Here is a 14,223-nt window from a genome sequence, read left to right as displayed (position 1 = left end):
TGTGATCTCGCGAATATGACCGAAATGGGAAGCTTTTTTCCGGAATTGTCTTGAATGCGCCGCTATCCTGCGCGATCTCACAGCATGTTCCGGTTTTTGCTTGAGCTTATACAAGGGCGATGATGATCAAGCGTGTTTTGACGACATTGGCGACCGTGGCTCTCGGTAGCGTCGCGGGTCATTCGCTTGCGGTGGCGCAGGGCTATCCTGTGGGCACGCCAAGCGGCTATTCGATCCCCGCCGACCCCAACTACCCCCCGGGCGGCTATCCGGCCAATTCGCGCGCCGATCGCGCGCTGGACGCCATGCCGGATTTTGATGCGCTCGACGAAGATGACGCGCCGCCCTCTCGCGGTGGCCGGCCGATGACGGGGCTATCCGCGCCCGGAATTGCGCCCCAGAGCCCGGTGATGTCTCCGGATGATCCGCGCTACGGTCGCCCTGCTGGTGCTGCCCCGGTTTATTCCGATCGCGCCATGCCGCAGGGCCCGGTGATGTCGCCCGACGACCCGCGTTACGGCCGCCCGATGGCGCCGCCAGCGGTGGTCTATTCGAACCGTGGCAACGGCGATGGCGCAGTGCGTCCGCCTGAAGGCATGGGCGGGCAGGGTGCCCCTGTGACCGGCTCGGTGCAGGGACAGGGTCTGGGCGCCAATGGCAGCTCCGTGATGGTGGCTTCATTGCCTCCGGAAGATCAGCCGGAAACCGGTCCGGCGCAGCTGCCGCCGCAGTTCCGCCGGCAGGAAGTCAATTTCGTCACGAAGGAGCCCGCGGGCACCATCGTCGTCGATACGCCGAACTTCTATTTGTACTATGTGCTCGGCAACAACCGCGCGATGCGCTATGGCGTCCGTGTCGGCCGCGACGGCTTCACCTGGAACGGTGTGCAGAAGATCACTCGCAAGGCAGAGTGGCCGGATTGGCATCCGCCGACCGAGATGATCGAGCGCCAGCCCTATCTGCCGCGCTTTATGGCGGGTGGCGAAGGTAATCCGCTCGGTGCCCGCGCGATGTATCTCGGCTCAACCGTGTATCGTATCCACGGCACCAACCAGCCGTCGACTATCGGCAAGTCCGTGTCGTCGGGCTGCTTCGGCATGCTCAACGACGACGTCTCGGATCTGTTCGAGCGCGTCAAGGTCGGCACCCGCGTGGTGGTGATGCCGGGCAAGGCTCCGGCAACGACCGCCTCCGCGCAGCCGGTCCCCGGCCCGAGCGCCAGCGCCGCGCCGGCGCCGCTGCCCGGTACCCAGCCGACATCGGTTCAGCCGCTACCGGCCCCGGTCAGCATTCGCTGATTTCCTTCAGCTGATTTCAAGAAAAACGGGCGCTGTGTGATCACACAGCGCCCGTTTTCTTTTGCGCTTTGAACGCTTGCGTCAGTTGAGCTTGCGGACGGGGGCGCTGTTCAACCAGCCGCCGATGCCCTCGATCATCTCCGCATAGATCCGCTTGTAATTTTCCGCGGTGACGTAGCCGAGATGCGGTGTGATCACGACATTGTCGAGCTTGCGCAGCGGACTGTCGAGCGGCAGCGGTTCATGGGAATAGGTGTCGATACCTGCACCGGCAATTTTCCCGGCCTGCAAGGTCTCGAGCAGCGCGACTTCATCCACGATCGGGCCGCGTGCTGTGTTGATGAGATAGGCTGTCGGTTTCATCCGCGCGAGATCCACCCGTGACACCAATCCGCGCGAGCGATCACTCAGCACGAGGTGGATCGTAATGATGTCGGCCTGGGCGAACAGTTCTTCCTTAGTGGCGTAGGTCACGCCGGCTTTTTCGCAGGCCTCGGGTGTCAGATTGGTGCTCCAGGCAATCGTCTTCATGCCCAGCGCGCGGGCAATGCCGGCGACCTGGCTGCCGAGCTTACCGAGGCCGATGATCCCGAGTGTCTTGCCTTCGATGTCCTCGCCGATCGTCACCTGCCAAGGCTTGCCGGCCTTCATGCGTGCGTTTTCAAAGCCGATCTTGCGGGTCAGTTCCAGCATTAGGCCGATGGTCAGGCCGGCCGTCGGATTGCCCACCATCGCGGTACCGCAGACGGTGACGTCATGAGCCTTGGCGGTCTCGAAATCGATCGCGGCATTGCGCATGCCTGAGGTGATCAGCAGCTTGAGTTTCGGCAGCGCTTCGAACATCGCGCGTGGAAACGGCGTCCGCTCGCGCATGGCGCAGATGATCTCGAAATCCTTCAGCGCCGTGGCTGCCTCGTCTGCCGACGCGAATGGCTTGTCGAAGACCGTGACCTCGATGCGATCGTCAAGCACGCTCCAGTCGCCGAGTCTCAAGGCCACGTTCTGATAGTCGTCGAGAATTGCACAGCGCAGCCGCGTCATGGGATCGTCCATCCGGTGTGGTGATGACGGTGTTGAAGCCGTCAGGGGATGGACACATTGCGCGCCTCGCGGGCGTGCGCAAGCGTCTGCATCGTCGGCGGCAGTGCGATCAGCTTAATGTGAGGGCGGGACCGGCGCGGACGGGTCCTTGGCGCGACAGGCGGGGCCCGGGCCGCGCATGTAATGCTGCTCGGGCCGGTAAGGATCGAAGGCGGCGACGAAGAACAGCTGCCAGAACGTCCGGATTTCGTGGAGTAGGCCTGGGCGCGCCGCGCGGGTTTCGGCGGCTGGAGAGGGGACTGATGTAATGATCGCCATGACGAGGCTCCGCCTGTCTGCCCGCGACTTCAGTCGCGAGGGGCATGATTGATCGCCCTGGGAGCACTCTTGGCGGAAGTCGTTAAAAAGCGGTTTTAATTGTCATAATGGCTGCCTCGAAGAAGTGCAGAGTTACCAAATCCTTAAGACCCCCGGTTGCCCTTTCGGGGCCACGCCGCTACATCAGCGACAACCCATTTTTCACGCCCGCGACGGTTTTCAAGGATCACGATGGCTCGCCAATTCGTCTACTTTATGCAGGGTCTGACCAAGGCCTATCCGACCCGCAAGGTGCTGGACAACGTCCATTTGTCGTTCTACCCGGACGCCAAGATCGGCGTGCTCGGTGTCAACGGCGCCGGTAAGTCGACGCTGCTCAAGATCATGGCGGGCCTCGACAAGGAATACACCGGCGAGGCCTGGGTCGCGCAGGGCGCGCGCGTCGGCTATCTCGAACAGGAACCGCAGCTCGATGCGTCTTTGAACGTCCGCGAGAACGTCATGCTTGGCGTCGCCAAGCAGAAGGCTGTTCTCGATCGCTACAACGAGCTGGCGATGAACTACTCGGAAGAGACCGCCGACGAGATGACCAAGCTGCAGGACGAGATCGAGGCGCAAGGCCTCTGGGATCTCGACAGCAAGGTCGATCAGGCGATGGACGCGCTGCGTTGTCCGCCTGACGATGCCGACGTCACTAAGCTCTCCGGTGGCGAACGCCGCCGCGTCGCACTCTGCAAGCTGCTGCTCGATGCACCCGAACTGCTGTTGCTCGACGAACCGACCAACCATCTCGATGCTGAATCCGTGTCGTGGCTCGAAGGCCATCTGCGCAACTATCCCGGCGCGATCCTGATCGTGACCCACGATCGCTACTTCCTCGACAACGTGACGTCGTGGATTCTCGAACTTGATCGCGGCCGCGGCATTCCCTACGAGGGCAACTACTCGTCCTGGCTGGTGCAGAAGCAGAAACGCCTGGCACAGGAAGGCCGCGAAGACGCAGCCCATCAGAAGACGCTGGAACGCGAGCAGGAGTGGATCGCCTCGTCGCCCAAGGCCCGTCAGGCCAAGTCGAAGGCGCGCTACCAGCGTTATGACGAGCTGCTCAAGAAGGCCAGCGAGAAGCAGACCCAGGGTGCGCAGATCACCATTCCGGTGGCCGAGCGCCTCGGCGACAACGTCGTCGACTTCGAAGGCCTCACCAAGGCCTACGGTGATCGCGTGCTGATCGACGATCTGACCTTCAAGCTGCCGCCCGGCGGTATCGTCGGCGTCATCGGCGCCAACGGCGCCGGCAAGACGACGCTGTTCAAGATGATCACCGGCCAGGAGAAGCCCGATAGCGGCACGATCACCGTCGGCGAGACCGTTCATCTCGGTTATGTCGATCAGTCGCGCGATGCGCTCGACGGCAAGAAGACTGTCTGGGAGGAAATCTCGGGCAATAACGAACTGATCCTGCTCGGCAAGAAGGAAGTCAATTCGCGCGGCTACTGCTCGTCGTTCAACTTCAAGGGCGGCGATCAGCAGAAGAAGGTCGGCGCATTGTCCGGCGGTGAACGCAACCGCGTGCATCTAGCCAAGATGCTGAAGTCCGGCGCCAATGTCCTGCTGCTCGACGAACCGACCAACGACCTCGACGTCGACACGCTACGTGCGCTGGAAGAGGCGCTGGAAGACTTCGCCGGTTGCGCCGTGATCATCAGCCATGATCGCTGGTTCCTCGACCGTATCGCGACCCATATGCTCGCTTTCGAAGGCGACAGCCATGTCGAATGGTTTGAAGGCAACTTCCAGGACTACGAGAAGGACAAGATGCGTCGTCTCGGGCAGGATTCGATCATCCCGCATCGCGTGAAATACAAGAAACTGACGCGCTGAGGAGAACTCTCAAATGGCCGACTGGAGCGCGCAGCAGTATCTGAAGTTCGAGGACGAGCGAACCAGGCCGGCACGGGATCTGCTCGCGCAGATTCCGCTTCTCGATGCCCGCAAGGTCGTCGACATCGGCTGCGGGCCTGGCAACTCGACGGAACTTCTGGTCAATCGCTGGCCACAAGCGTCGGTCATCGGTGTCGATACGTCGGCCGATATGCTGCGGCAGGCGCGGGAACGTCTGCCCGCGCAGACGTTCATCGAAGCCAACATCGCTCATTGGGTAGCGCCGGCCGGCTCCGATGTCTTGTTTGCCAATGCCGTGTTTCAGTGGGTGCCTGATCACATCAAGCAGCTGAAGCGTCTGGTCGGTGCCTTGCCTGACGGCGGCGTGCTGGCCGTGCAAATGCCGGATAATCTCGACGAGCCCTCGCACATCCTGATGCGCGAGGTCGCCTATCTCGAGCCGTGGCGCGCGCAGCTCTCAAAGGCTGCGGAGCTGCGTGACTCGCTGCCGAAGCCCGGCGCGTATTACGATGCGCTGCAGCCGCTGTGTTCCCGCGTCGAGATCTGGCACACCGTCTACAATCACGCGTTGGCCGATGCCGCCGCGATCGTGGAATGGGTGAAGGGCACCGGGCTGCGTCCGTTCGTCGATCCGCTGGAGCCGCCGGAGCGCAAGGCTTACATCGCTGAGTATACCGCGCGCATCGCCGCCAGCTATCTGCCGCAGGCGGATGGCAAGGTTCTGCTGAAATTTCCGCGGATCTTCATTGTCGCTGTCAAATAGCTGATGCGGCCAGTTGCCGCGCATTCACGACATCATCGCGTCCAGAACGCGCCGCTATAAGATCGGCGCTTCCATTGCATTCCGATTTGACCCATAGCGAGCCCCGATATGTCCATGACGCCCGAAACGCCATTGCCGCCCAGAGGAAAAGGCGGAGCGATGCGACCGATTCCGGCGCTGATCTTTGGCTCGCGCTGGCTGCAGCTGCCGCTCTATATCGGCCTGATCGTGGCGCAGTGCGTCTATGTCGTGCTGTTCCTCAAGGAGCTCTGGCACCTCATCGCACACTCGTTCGACTTCAGCGAACAGCAGATCATGCTGGTCGTGCTGGGTCTGATCGACGTTGTGATGATTTCCAACCTGCTGGTGATGGTGATTGTCGGTGGCTACGAGACCTTCGTATCGCGGCTCAATCTGAACGGCCACCCGGACGAGCCGGAATGGCTCAGCCACGTCAATGCCAGCGTGCTGAAGATCAAGCTGGCGATGGCGATCATCGGCATCTCGTCGATCCATCTGCTGCGCACCTTCATCGAGGCCGGCAATCTCGGAAGCACCAGCGCGCGCACGACGAACTACACCGAGGTAGGCGTGATGTGGCAGACTATCATCCACATCGTGTTCATTCTCTCGGCCGTTGGCATCGCCTATGTGGACAAGCTCTCGAACGGAGTTGTTGCGCATTCGCCAGAAAACGGTCACGGCAAGCAGGGCCATGGAGGCCACGCGCATTGAAGATGAAGCCGGGCATGTGGACGACACTGCGAGCGCTCTCAGTCGTCGTTGTCCTGTGCCTGGTGATCATTCCGGTTCATTCGTTTGCTGCACCTGACGCCGGTTTCACCACCTTCATTGCTTCGCTCTGGCCGGAAGCCCAACAAGCCGGCATCTCGCGCAAGACCTTCGATGAGGTCACGCACGGGCTGGAGCCGGACTACAAGCTTCCGGATCTCATTCTGCCCGGCCGTCCTGCGACTGGCGCGCCGTCGCAGGCGGAATTCGTGCAGGTGCCTGCGGACTATGTGAAGGAAGCCAGCATCATCCGGCTGGCGGGTGAGGGGCAGCGGCTGTTGCAGAAGCATCGCGCGACACTCATCGCCATCGAGCAGCGCTTCGGCGTGCCGGCGACGATCATCCTGGCGATCTGGGGGCGCGAGACCGATTACGGTCGGTATGGGTTGCCCTATGACGGCATTCGCGTGCTGGCGACGCAAGCCTATGTCGGTCGCCGCAAGGACCAGTATCGCGGCGAGTTCATCGCGGCACTGAAGCTGATCGAGCGCGGCGACGTATCGCGCAAGGATCTGCGCGTGTCCTGGGGCGGCGCGACGGGGCTCACGCAATTCCTGCCGTCGGAACTGGATAAGCACGGCGTCGATTTTGACGGCGACGGCCGTGTCGATATCTGGAAGTCGGTGCCGGATGCGCTGGCATCAGCGGCGCAGCAACTCACGAACAAGGGTTGGCAGCGCGGTCTGCGCTGGGCCTATGAAGTGCGTGCGCCGGCCAATGCCGACTGTACGATGGGTGTGCCAGAAGTCACCCGGCCGATTGGGGAGTGGATTCGTGCCGGCTTCATTCCGGTCCGTGGCGAGAAGCTCAGCGCGGCGGAGCAGGCGCAGTCGGCATCGCTGCTGCAGCCGGAGGGCATCTATGGCCCGGCCTTCCTGACGACGAAGAACTATTTCGTCATCAAGGAATACAATTTCTCCGATCTCTATGTGCTGTTCGTCGGTCATCTCAGTGATCGAATGGCCAATGCGCAGCCCTTTGCAACGCCGTGGTCGGCATCGAACCAGTTGCGCAGCACCGATGTCGAGGCCATGCAGCGGCACCTGACGAGGCTTGGTCTCTATGCCGACAAGATGGACGGCAAGGCCGGCATGAAGACGCGTGCCGCGCTCGGCGCCTATCAGAAGTCAGCGGGCCTCAAGGTCGATTGCTGGCCCAGCGAGACGGTGTTGCGCGCGATGAACGCAAGATAGTCGCACCTTCAATCGCCCAACGAAAAACCCGGCCGCGTAAACGGCCGGGTTTTGAATTTGGATCGTGCGCGCGAATGCGCGGTCGTCAGATCAGATCAATCGCAAACTTCGACCGGGCGCGAACGCCAGACACCGCGATATTCGTCCCAGACGCGCTGGCGGACGACACGGCATTCCGGTTCGACATAAACCGGAGCGGGGGCGTAGCCGTAGCCATAGGCCGGAGCCGGACGGCTGGCTGCAATGGCGCCACCGAGGAGAGCGCCACCGATCAGGCCACCGGCAACGCCAGCGGCGATGCGGCCACCGTCGGCCTTTGCGGCAGGCGCAACAGCAACCAGCGAGCCGGCAACCGTCGCGGCGGCGAGCAAGGCGGAAATCGTCTTCTTCATCTCAAGTCTCTCCAGAAGGGCGCCGCAAGCGACGCACGGTTAAAGGTCTACTCACGCTGCGATTCGAACTGACGGCCTCACTTAGAAGCGCCCAACCGTCAATTCGATGTAAACGTTAGCCAGTCAGTGATCCGAAAAAGCGGTTTTTTCGGGCCATTGCAAGCATCATGCACTGGAAATGTCGTAGGTTTCCGATGCGTGACAGGAGTGATCTCAGAGATCACATGATCCTGCGATCTCAGCCGCACACGCGGACGCGGCGAATGCGCCAGCCATAGCCGTCCCAGAAACGCTGACGTTGCCAGAAACAATCGCCGTAATAGCCGGGGCCGGCCACATAGGCAGGACGGCCGTAATAGCCGTAGCCGGGACCGTAATAGCCGGGACCATAGTATCCCGAACCGGCAGCGATCGCGCCGCCAAGCAGGGCGCCGCCAATCAGACCTGCAGCCACCGCGCCACCGCCGCCATGTCCACGCCAGTGCTGCGCGCTTGCCGATGTAGGAGCCATGGCGGAAACGGCCAGGGTGGCAACGGCGGCAATGGCCATCAGAGTTTTCTTCATGGCATTCCCTTTCTCAATCGGGCTTCGCTCACACATAGCGCTGCCTGACGCGAAAAGTTTCATACTTCACTTGAATGATCAATGAACGGGACCGCGCGATCCAGGTTACATCTTGATATTAAAGCCATTCCGGACGGAGGTCCGCGACCCTCCCAAGGGCATGCCGCGCTGCAGGCGGTTGCTGGATAGGGGCATTCTGTCGGCTAGCCGTCATCTGATCACGGCGCTTGCGAGGTTCAGACGAATTTTAGATTCGTTCCAATTTCTCTCATGCGATCAGTAGTTTGGAATAGCTTCAAAGTCGGCGTTTTCCTTTTGCATCGGGGCGGCCTCTTACATATCCAAGAGGGGTCCTGACCTGCGAGTTCGCCTTCATCTCATGATCGTTTGTTCCTGCAACGTCTTTTCCGACCATGATGTCCGTAGTGCCGTTGCCGGAGCGCGTCCGCCGCGTACGCCGGGGCAGGTCTATGGATGCCTCGGTTGCAGCGCCCAGTGCGGACGGTGCGTACGGACGATCAAGAAGATCATGGACGAAGCGCTGGGCGCCTGCGCCAAGTCCTGCTGTGCCGGATGCCCGCATACAGCGGCCCACGGGCAGTCTCACACCGAGACTCATGCGCATATCGAACTGGCAGATATTGCCTCGATCGAAGCAGCAGCCTAAGCACTTATAAATTCAACAGCTTTCCAGCTTTTCCACGCTCCTTGCCGAATTGAGCAAAGAAGGGTTGTCCTGTCGGTGAATCTGATTTAGAAACATTCTAAATTCAGACGAGGGCCTGTTTCGGACGGGTTCAGCAGACAGGAGAACATCATGAAGGGCGACCCGAAGGTCATCGAATTCCTCAACAAGGGCCTGCGCAGCGAGCTCACCGCGATCAGCCAGTACTGGCTGCACTTCCGGCTCCTGAATCACTGGGGCTTGGTCGACATGGCCAAGATGTGGCGCAAGGAATCCATTGAAGAGATGAATCACGCGGATCGTTTTACCGATCGCATTCTCTTCCTAGACGGCTTCCCGAACATGCAGGTTCTCGATCCGTTGCGCATCGGCCAGACGGTCAAGGAAATCATCGAATGCGATCTCGCTGCCGAAATCGGCGCCCGCACGCTTTATGAAGAAGCCGCCACCTATTGCCACGGCGTCAAGGATTACGTCTCGCGCGATCTGTTCGAAAAGCTGATGAAGGACGAGGAAGGTCACATCGACTTCCTCGAAACCCAGCTCGACCTGATCGAGCGGATCGGCATCGATCTCTATACCCAGAAGCACATGGGTGGCCTTGAGAGCGAGTTCTAAGCCAGGATCATCTCCGGCGTCTCAATAGACGCCGGACAATGTCGTCCGCCCCTGTTCCGGCAGGGGCGGTTTAGGCATATCGCATTTGGAGAATGCCGCGCGGATCGCGGCAGTCGATCCCTCCAGCGGATATTCGACGGCCGTTCGGCCTCCGTTGATCGACCTGATCCGGACATACAACGTCTTTGAACCGGCAAGCTCACCGACAAAGGTTGCGATCTCTGCCTTGTCTTCAATGACGATGATCTGGTTTCCCCGCACGACCCGCGAGCCGACGTCGTCGTGACCAGTTTTTCCATCGAAGCGATAGCCGAGCACCGTGTTGCGGTTGCTGCCGATCTTGAAATCAAAGGCGAAGCGGATCAGCGGCGCGCCATCGATGCATGTCAGCAGCAATGACGAGACGCGTGGAAAATCCACATTGCTGTTTGACGCTTCGGCAAAGACATAGGCGCTGGGCAATTCGGCGCCGGTGATGCGGTCGATCTGGTGGGGGATCAGCCATTCGCCCGCATAGGTTTCGTCCCGCTCCGTTACGAATGGATCACGCACGCAGCCGCCTAGGATGAGGCCCGCGACCGTCATCAACTGGATCAACGCAACGCCACGCACAACGCTCTCCCCAAGTGCCGTGACAATACAACCTTAGGTGATAATTTCAAATAGAGGTTGTGCGTGGATGGCCGCGGCTGCCGGATCTCCTTTTGGATCCGGACGAGGCCGACGAGCTACAACTGCTGGCGATAGGCGACGTCGATCTGTTCCTGGGTCATCGGCTCACCGAGTTTGGTCTGGTCGTGAACCATTTCGGAGATGCTCGGCATCACGGAGCGCTTCACCTGTACTTCCGGCGACCACAGCTTCGAGCGCATCAGCGCCTTGCCGCAATGGAAATAGGCTTCGGTCACGGTGATGCTCAACACTGCGCGCGGGAGCTTGCCGAACTCTTCCATCGACGCCATCAGTTCCGGGTCTTTAATCAGCCTGGCGACGCCGCTGACACGCAAGGTGTCGTCGATGCCCGGAACGAAGAAGATCAGCTGCACATGGCCGCTGCCCGCCATCAGATTCTGGAACGTATCGATGCGGTTGTTGCCGGGACGGTCCGGCATCTGCAATTCGGTCGGCGAGGCGATCCGCACGAAGCCGACGCCGCCACCGCGCGGTGAGGCGTCGACGGTGCCGTCGGGACCCGATGAGGCAAGCACGCAGAACGGCGACAGCGAGATGAACTTGCTGGAGTGCATATCGAGCGTCGGTCGCGCCTTGGCGATCACGCGCGGATGCGGCGTTGGATAAATGGTGCGGAGTTCGTCTGCGGCGACGTCGGTCACGCCTGCTCTCCCGATGTGATTTGATAACGCAAAACTAGCATGGCGGCGCCTTGCGGAAAAGTCGCGCAGACAGCACCGCAACCGACGCCGGAGTCACCACGCGACTCCATAACGAATGTTGTTTGCCGATTTGGCCCGTTCGTTATGAGTCTGTGGCGTCTTTGTGTGGCCCGGGCCAATTGATGACGCCGGCCCAGCAATGCAACCGTGTGCGTGTCGCAAGTGCAAGCGATGCGGCGATTTCAATGACGCCGCTGGCGATGATGAGTTCGCGTGCGAAGGGCACCCAGGCGGGCGTGATGAGCAACAACTTCTCCGGCATGGCGAGATACGGCAATGCCGGCGCCATTGGACGCATTGATGTCAGTTGGATCATTCACCTGTCTTCGCGATCAGGCCTTGTCGATGATGTGGGTGTTGGGACGATCACTGCCCGAGGCAGTTTCCTCGTGCCACTGCCCTTTTTCGTCCTCATAGGCAATCACCTCGGTGCGTCCCGGCACCCTCTGCTCGGCCGCGGCGCGCTTGGCGGCTGCGGTGGCGAGTGCGTGCGTCGCATACGGCTCGGAGAAGACGGCGCCAACCTTATAGGCCCAACCGCCATCATGCTCGACGATCACATAGGTCACTTCCGTCATATCAGTCTCTCTTTATCCTGTAGTGCCCGCGGCGAGGTGACGGCGGGGCCAGAGTGACCTAACGCGCCGCGCGCAGAATTAGCCTCAAATTGGGCCCGATTGCCTGTGGATTGCAAGGCCGCACCCTGGCACCGTTTCGTGATCGTCATCATGCGGCGTCAGCCGGAACGAAACAGCTGATGATGATCTCGCCGCGATGGCGCACATACCAGACGACGGCTTCGCCGACGGGGTTGCCGCGATCGCGGATTACGGCACGCGTCGGCACCTCCGTCCATATGCCTTCGATCGGTACCCAATAGGCGCCGTTGCGGACGTCATATTCGGTGCGATGGCCGTCGGAGATATCGCAACACGGCACGCCATTAGGGCTGATGACGCTTTTGAACCAGTTCCGGATATCGTCGGGCACATCGCTGAACTGGCCGCGATCGATGGCGTGAGCGGTCGTCGCCATCACGGTAAGCGCTGCCAGCAGCACCACTTGAATCAATCCCCGCATGCGAACCTCACATCGGTGTTGCATCACGCGCGGACGCCGGGTGCCGCACGGGACGAGTCGGATTCTTGCGATGATTAAGCCCGAGCTATGGCGGCGACGCCTGCCCAAAAATTATACCCGGCGCGACGAGCTGGGGATCGCTGCGCTGCAGTATCGATCTGTTGGTCTCCTGGCTCGTGCTGCCATGCTAGCATCTGTGTCAAGCGGCCCGATCAAATGGCTGCGCCGGGGAGGATGACGATGCCCAGCCGTTCTGTGCGCGCGTTGTGCGCTGCTGCTGTCGTGACATGTGCTTCGCTTGCTGCCGTGACCGCGTTCGCCGCTGATTATCCGGCGCCAAAGCAGGGCGACTGGATCGCGAAGGATTTCAAGTTTCATACCGGCCATGTGATGCCGGAGTTGAAGCTGCATTACACGACGGTGGGTGAGCCGAGCGGCCAGCCGGTGCTGGTGCTGCATGGCACCGGCGGTTCGGCGCAGAGCATATTGACGCCTGCTTTTGCGGGCGAGTTATTCGGCGCGGGCCAGCCGCTCGATGCCACAAAATACTACATCATCATTCCCGATGCGGTCGGCCACGGCAAATCGTCGAAACCCTCTGACGGCATGAAGACCGCATTTCCGAAGTACAATTACGACGACATGGTCGATGCCCAGCATCGGCTGCTGATCGAAGGGCTCGGCATCAAGCATGTGCGGATGGTGATCGGCAATTCCATGGGCGGCATGCATGCGTGGATCTGGGGCACGAAATATCCTGATGTGATGGACGCCCTGGTGCCGATGGCCTCGCAGCCAACCGAGATGAGCGCGCGAAACTGGATGATGCGGCGCATGATGATCGAGACCGTGCGCGCCGATCCCGACTACAAGGGCGGCAACTACACATCGCAGCCTGGCATGATCAAATTTGCCAGCGTGATGTATGGCATCGCAACAGCCGGCGGCACGCTGGCCTATCAGATGCTGGCGCCGACCGGCGAGGGCGCCGACAAGAATGTCGATGACCGGCTCAAGGCGCCGTTCGTCGCCGATGCAAATGATTTCCTCTATCAGTGGGAATCGTCGCGCGACTACAATCCATCAGCAGGCCTGGAGAAGATCACATCCGTCGTGCTCGCGATCAACGCTGCCGATGACGAGCGCAATCCGCCGGAGACCGGGTTGATGGATGCCGCGCTGAAGCGGATCAAACATGCGAGGATGCTGCTGATCCCGGCGAGCACCGAGACCCGCGGTCATCTCACGACAGGCGGTGCGAAATTCTACAAACAGCAGCTTCAGGAGCTGCTGCAGACCGCACCGCAGCGGACCATGTAAAAAGTAAAGGCGACGGGCCGGCATTGCGGCGCGTCGCCTGATCTGTTGTCGCGCGTCCGTATCGAACGACGCAGCGGTGCTAGTCGTCCTTGTTCTTCTTGCGCTTCTTCTTTTTCTTGCCGTCGTCGGTTTCATCGGACTCATCCGCGATGGCGGCTTCGGCCTCGATCATCGCAGCGACGCGTTCGACGGCTTCCTGCTGCTCGCGCAGCAGGGCCTCTTCGCGCTCCTGGGCTTCGCGCAGGCGCATCTGGCGGTGATCTTCCCAGGCGTCGAACACCATGTGCAGCCACGGCATGATCTGCTCGAGGCTCGGCAGCGTGCCGGGAGGACCCTGCTCGCCGCGCGGCCCGGCTTCACCCTGCACACCGGGTTTGCCCTGAAGGCCCTGTTCACCCCGTGGTCCCTGCGGCCCGGCCTTGCCCTGCGGTCCGATCGGACCAGGCTTGCCGTCGGCGCCAGCCTTACCATTGACGCCAGCCTTACCCTGGGGGCCTGCTTCGCCGCGCTTGCCCTGAGGCCCCGGCTTGCCGTTGGCGCCGGCCTTGCCGGCCACGCCCGGTTTGCCCTGCGCGCCATCCGGCCCCTGCCGTCCGGGATGGCCCTGCGGTCCGGGAAGTCCCGGTTCGCCGCGGGGGCCGCGTAATCCGGTCTGGCTGATCGTATCTTTTGCCACGCCTCACACTCCGTATTGATTCTGTCCGGCCGCTTTTAACAGGGGATGGATGACGGCTTCAATTCGCCGCTGCTGCCATGCCACCATAGACATTGCCGGTTGCGCTTCACCACATGCGGACTAGCATCGGCTGTCGCTTGACCTGCTGGCACCCGCGCCAGTTTGGCGTGGCGGCGAACAGAAGAT

17 protein-coding genes are annotated in these 14,223 nt (G+C 61.2%); 8 read left to right on the top strand and 9 right to left on the bottom strand.

Annotated features, from left to right (window positions below):
* Positions 1–119: 119 nt before the first annotated feature.
* Complete coding sequence (locus tag BLW80_RS24780) at positions 120–1,298, top strand: L,D-transpeptidase family protein (RefSeq protein ID WP_093760602.1); 1,179 nt, start codon at positions 120–122, stop codon at positions 1,296–1,298.
* 81 nt (positions 1,299–1,379) lie between these two features.
* On the opposite strand, the gene BLW80_RS24775 is transcribed toward BLW80_RS24780, so the two are convergent.
* On the bottom strand, positions 1,380–2,339 hold the full coding sequence (locus tag BLW80_RS24775; RefSeq protein ID WP_093761147.1) for a D-2-hydroxyacid dehydrogenase family protein: 960 nt from the start codon (positions 2,337–2,339) through the stop codon (positions 1,380–1,382).
* 549 nt (positions 2,340–2,888) lie between these two features.
* Here BLW80_RS24775 and ettA point away from each other — a divergent pair.
* The 4 genes from ettA to BLW80_RS24750 all read left to right on the top strand — a co-directional run bounded on the left by ettA (position 2,889) and on the right by BLW80_RS24750 (position 7,307).
* Positions 2,889–4,538, top strand: a complete 1,650-nt coding sequence (gene ettA / locus BLW80_RS24765) for an energy-dependent translational throttle protein EttA (protein ID WP_089267386.1) — start codon at positions 2,889–2,891, stop codon at positions 4,536–4,538.
* Positions 4,539–4,551: 13 nt separating this feature from the next.
* Positions 4,552–5,322, top strand: a complete 771-nt coding sequence (tam, locus tag BLW80_RS24760; RefSeq protein WP_089267385.1) for a trans-aconitate 2-methyltransferase — start codon at positions 4,552–4,554, stop codon at positions 5,320–5,322.
* A gap of 108 nt (positions 5,323–5,430) precedes the next feature.
* Entirely contained in the window at positions 5,431–6,057 is a 627-nt protein-coding gene (locus BLW80_RS24755; protein WP_093760598.1) for a TIGR00645 family protein, read from the top strand.
* A gap of 2 nt (positions 6,058–6,059) precedes the next feature.
* On the top strand, positions 6,060–7,307 hold the full coding sequence (locus tag BLW80_RS24750; protein ID WP_244528449.1) for a lytic murein transglycosylase: 1,248 nt from the start codon (positions 6,060–6,062) through the stop codon (positions 7,305–7,307).
* 95 nt (positions 7,308–7,402) lie between these two features.
* Here BLW80_RS24750 and BLW80_RS24745 read toward each other — a convergent pair whose 3' ends face one another.
* The gene (locus BLW80_RS24745; RefSeq protein ID WP_068732235.1) at positions 7,403–7,699 is read right to left on the bottom strand and encodes a hypothetical protein; all 297 of its coding nucleotides are present in this window, start codon (positions 7,697–7,699) and stop codon (positions 7,403–7,405) included.
* Between the two features lie 238 nt (positions 7,700–7,937).
* The gene (locus BLW80_RS24740; protein WP_093760596.1) at positions 7,938–8,264 is read right to left on the bottom strand and encodes a hypothetical protein; all 327 of its coding nucleotides are present in this window, start codon (positions 8,262–8,264) and stop codon (positions 7,938–7,940) included.
* Between the two features lie 379 nt (positions 8,265–8,643).
* Between BLW80_RS24740 and BLW80_RS24735 the strand changes: the two genes are divergently transcribed.
* Both BLW80_RS24735 and bfr read left to right on the top strand, forming a co-directional pair.
* Positions 8,644–8,931, top strand: coding sequence for a (2Fe-2S)-binding protein (locus tag BLW80_RS24735; RefSeq protein WP_068732239.1), 288 nt, complete (start codon positions 8,644–8,646; stop codon positions 8,929–8,931).
* A 150-nt stretch (positions 8,932–9,081) separates the two neighbouring features.
* Positions 9,082–9,567 (top strand): bacterioferritin, encoded by a 486-nt coding sequence (gene bfr, locus BLW80_RS24730; RefSeq protein ID WP_068732242.1) that lies wholly within the window; start codon positions 9,082–9,084, stop codon positions 9,565–9,567.
* A 21-nt stretch (positions 9,568–9,588) separates the two neighbouring features.
* Here bfr and BLW80_RS24725 read toward each other — a convergent pair whose 3' ends face one another.
* The 5 genes from BLW80_RS24725 to BLW80_RS24705 form a co-directional block, all read right to left on the bottom strand.
* On the bottom strand, positions 9,589–10,179 hold the full coding sequence (locus BLW80_RS24725; RefSeq protein WP_244528437.1) for a hypothetical protein: 591 nt from the start codon (positions 10,177–10,179) through the stop codon (positions 9,589–9,591).
* A gap of 116 nt (positions 10,180–10,295) precedes the next feature.
* Positions 10,296–10,901, bottom strand: coding sequence for an MSMEG_1061 family FMN-dependent PPOX-type flavoprotein (locus tag BLW80_RS24720; RefSeq protein WP_068732246.1), 606 nt, complete (start codon positions 10,899–10,901; stop codon positions 10,296–10,298).
* Positions 10,902–11,043: 142 nt separating this feature from the next.
* The gene (locus tag BLW80_RS24715; RefSeq protein ID WP_139285927.1) at positions 11,044–11,277 is read right to left on the bottom strand and encodes a DoxX family protein; all 234 of its coding nucleotides are present in this window, start codon (positions 11,275–11,277) and stop codon (positions 11,044–11,046) included.
* Between the two features lie 16 nt (positions 11,278–11,293).
* The gene (locus tag BLW80_RS24710) at positions 11,294–11,539 is read right to left on the bottom strand and encodes a DUF2188 domain-containing protein (RefSeq protein WP_068732250.1); all 246 of its coding nucleotides are present in this window, start codon (positions 11,537–11,539) and stop codon (positions 11,294–11,296) included.
* A 148-nt stretch (positions 11,540–11,687) separates the two neighbouring features.
* Entirely contained in the window at positions 11,688–12,041 is a 354-nt protein-coding gene (locus BLW80_RS24705) for a hypothetical protein (protein ID WP_093760592.1), read from the bottom strand.
* Positions 12,042–12,275: 234 nt separating this feature from the next.
* Here BLW80_RS24705 and BLW80_RS24700 point away from each other — a divergent pair, with 234 nt between their 5' ends.
* Positions 12,276–13,361, top strand: coding sequence for an alpha/beta fold hydrolase (locus BLW80_RS24700; protein ID WP_093760590.1), 1,086 nt, complete (start codon positions 12,276–12,278; stop codon positions 13,359–13,361).
* A gap of 79 nt (positions 13,362–13,440) precedes the next feature.
* On the opposite strand, the gene BLW80_RS24695 is transcribed toward BLW80_RS24700, so the two are convergent.
* Entirely contained in the window at positions 13,441–14,037 is a 597-nt protein-coding gene (locus tag BLW80_RS24695; RefSeq protein ID WP_093760588.1) for a collagen-like domain-containing protein, read from the bottom strand.
* Positions 14,038–14,223: the final 186 nt, after the last annotated feature.

Source organism: Tardiphaga sp. OK245, assembly GCF_900108575.1.
Taxonomy (GTDB): domain Bacteria; phylum Pseudomonadota; class Alphaproteobacteria; order Rhizobiales; family Xanthobacteraceae; genus Tardiphaga; species Tardiphaga robiniae.
Note: the sequence above shows the minus strand (reverse complement) of the source record. Positions and strands in the feature narration are given on the sequence as shown.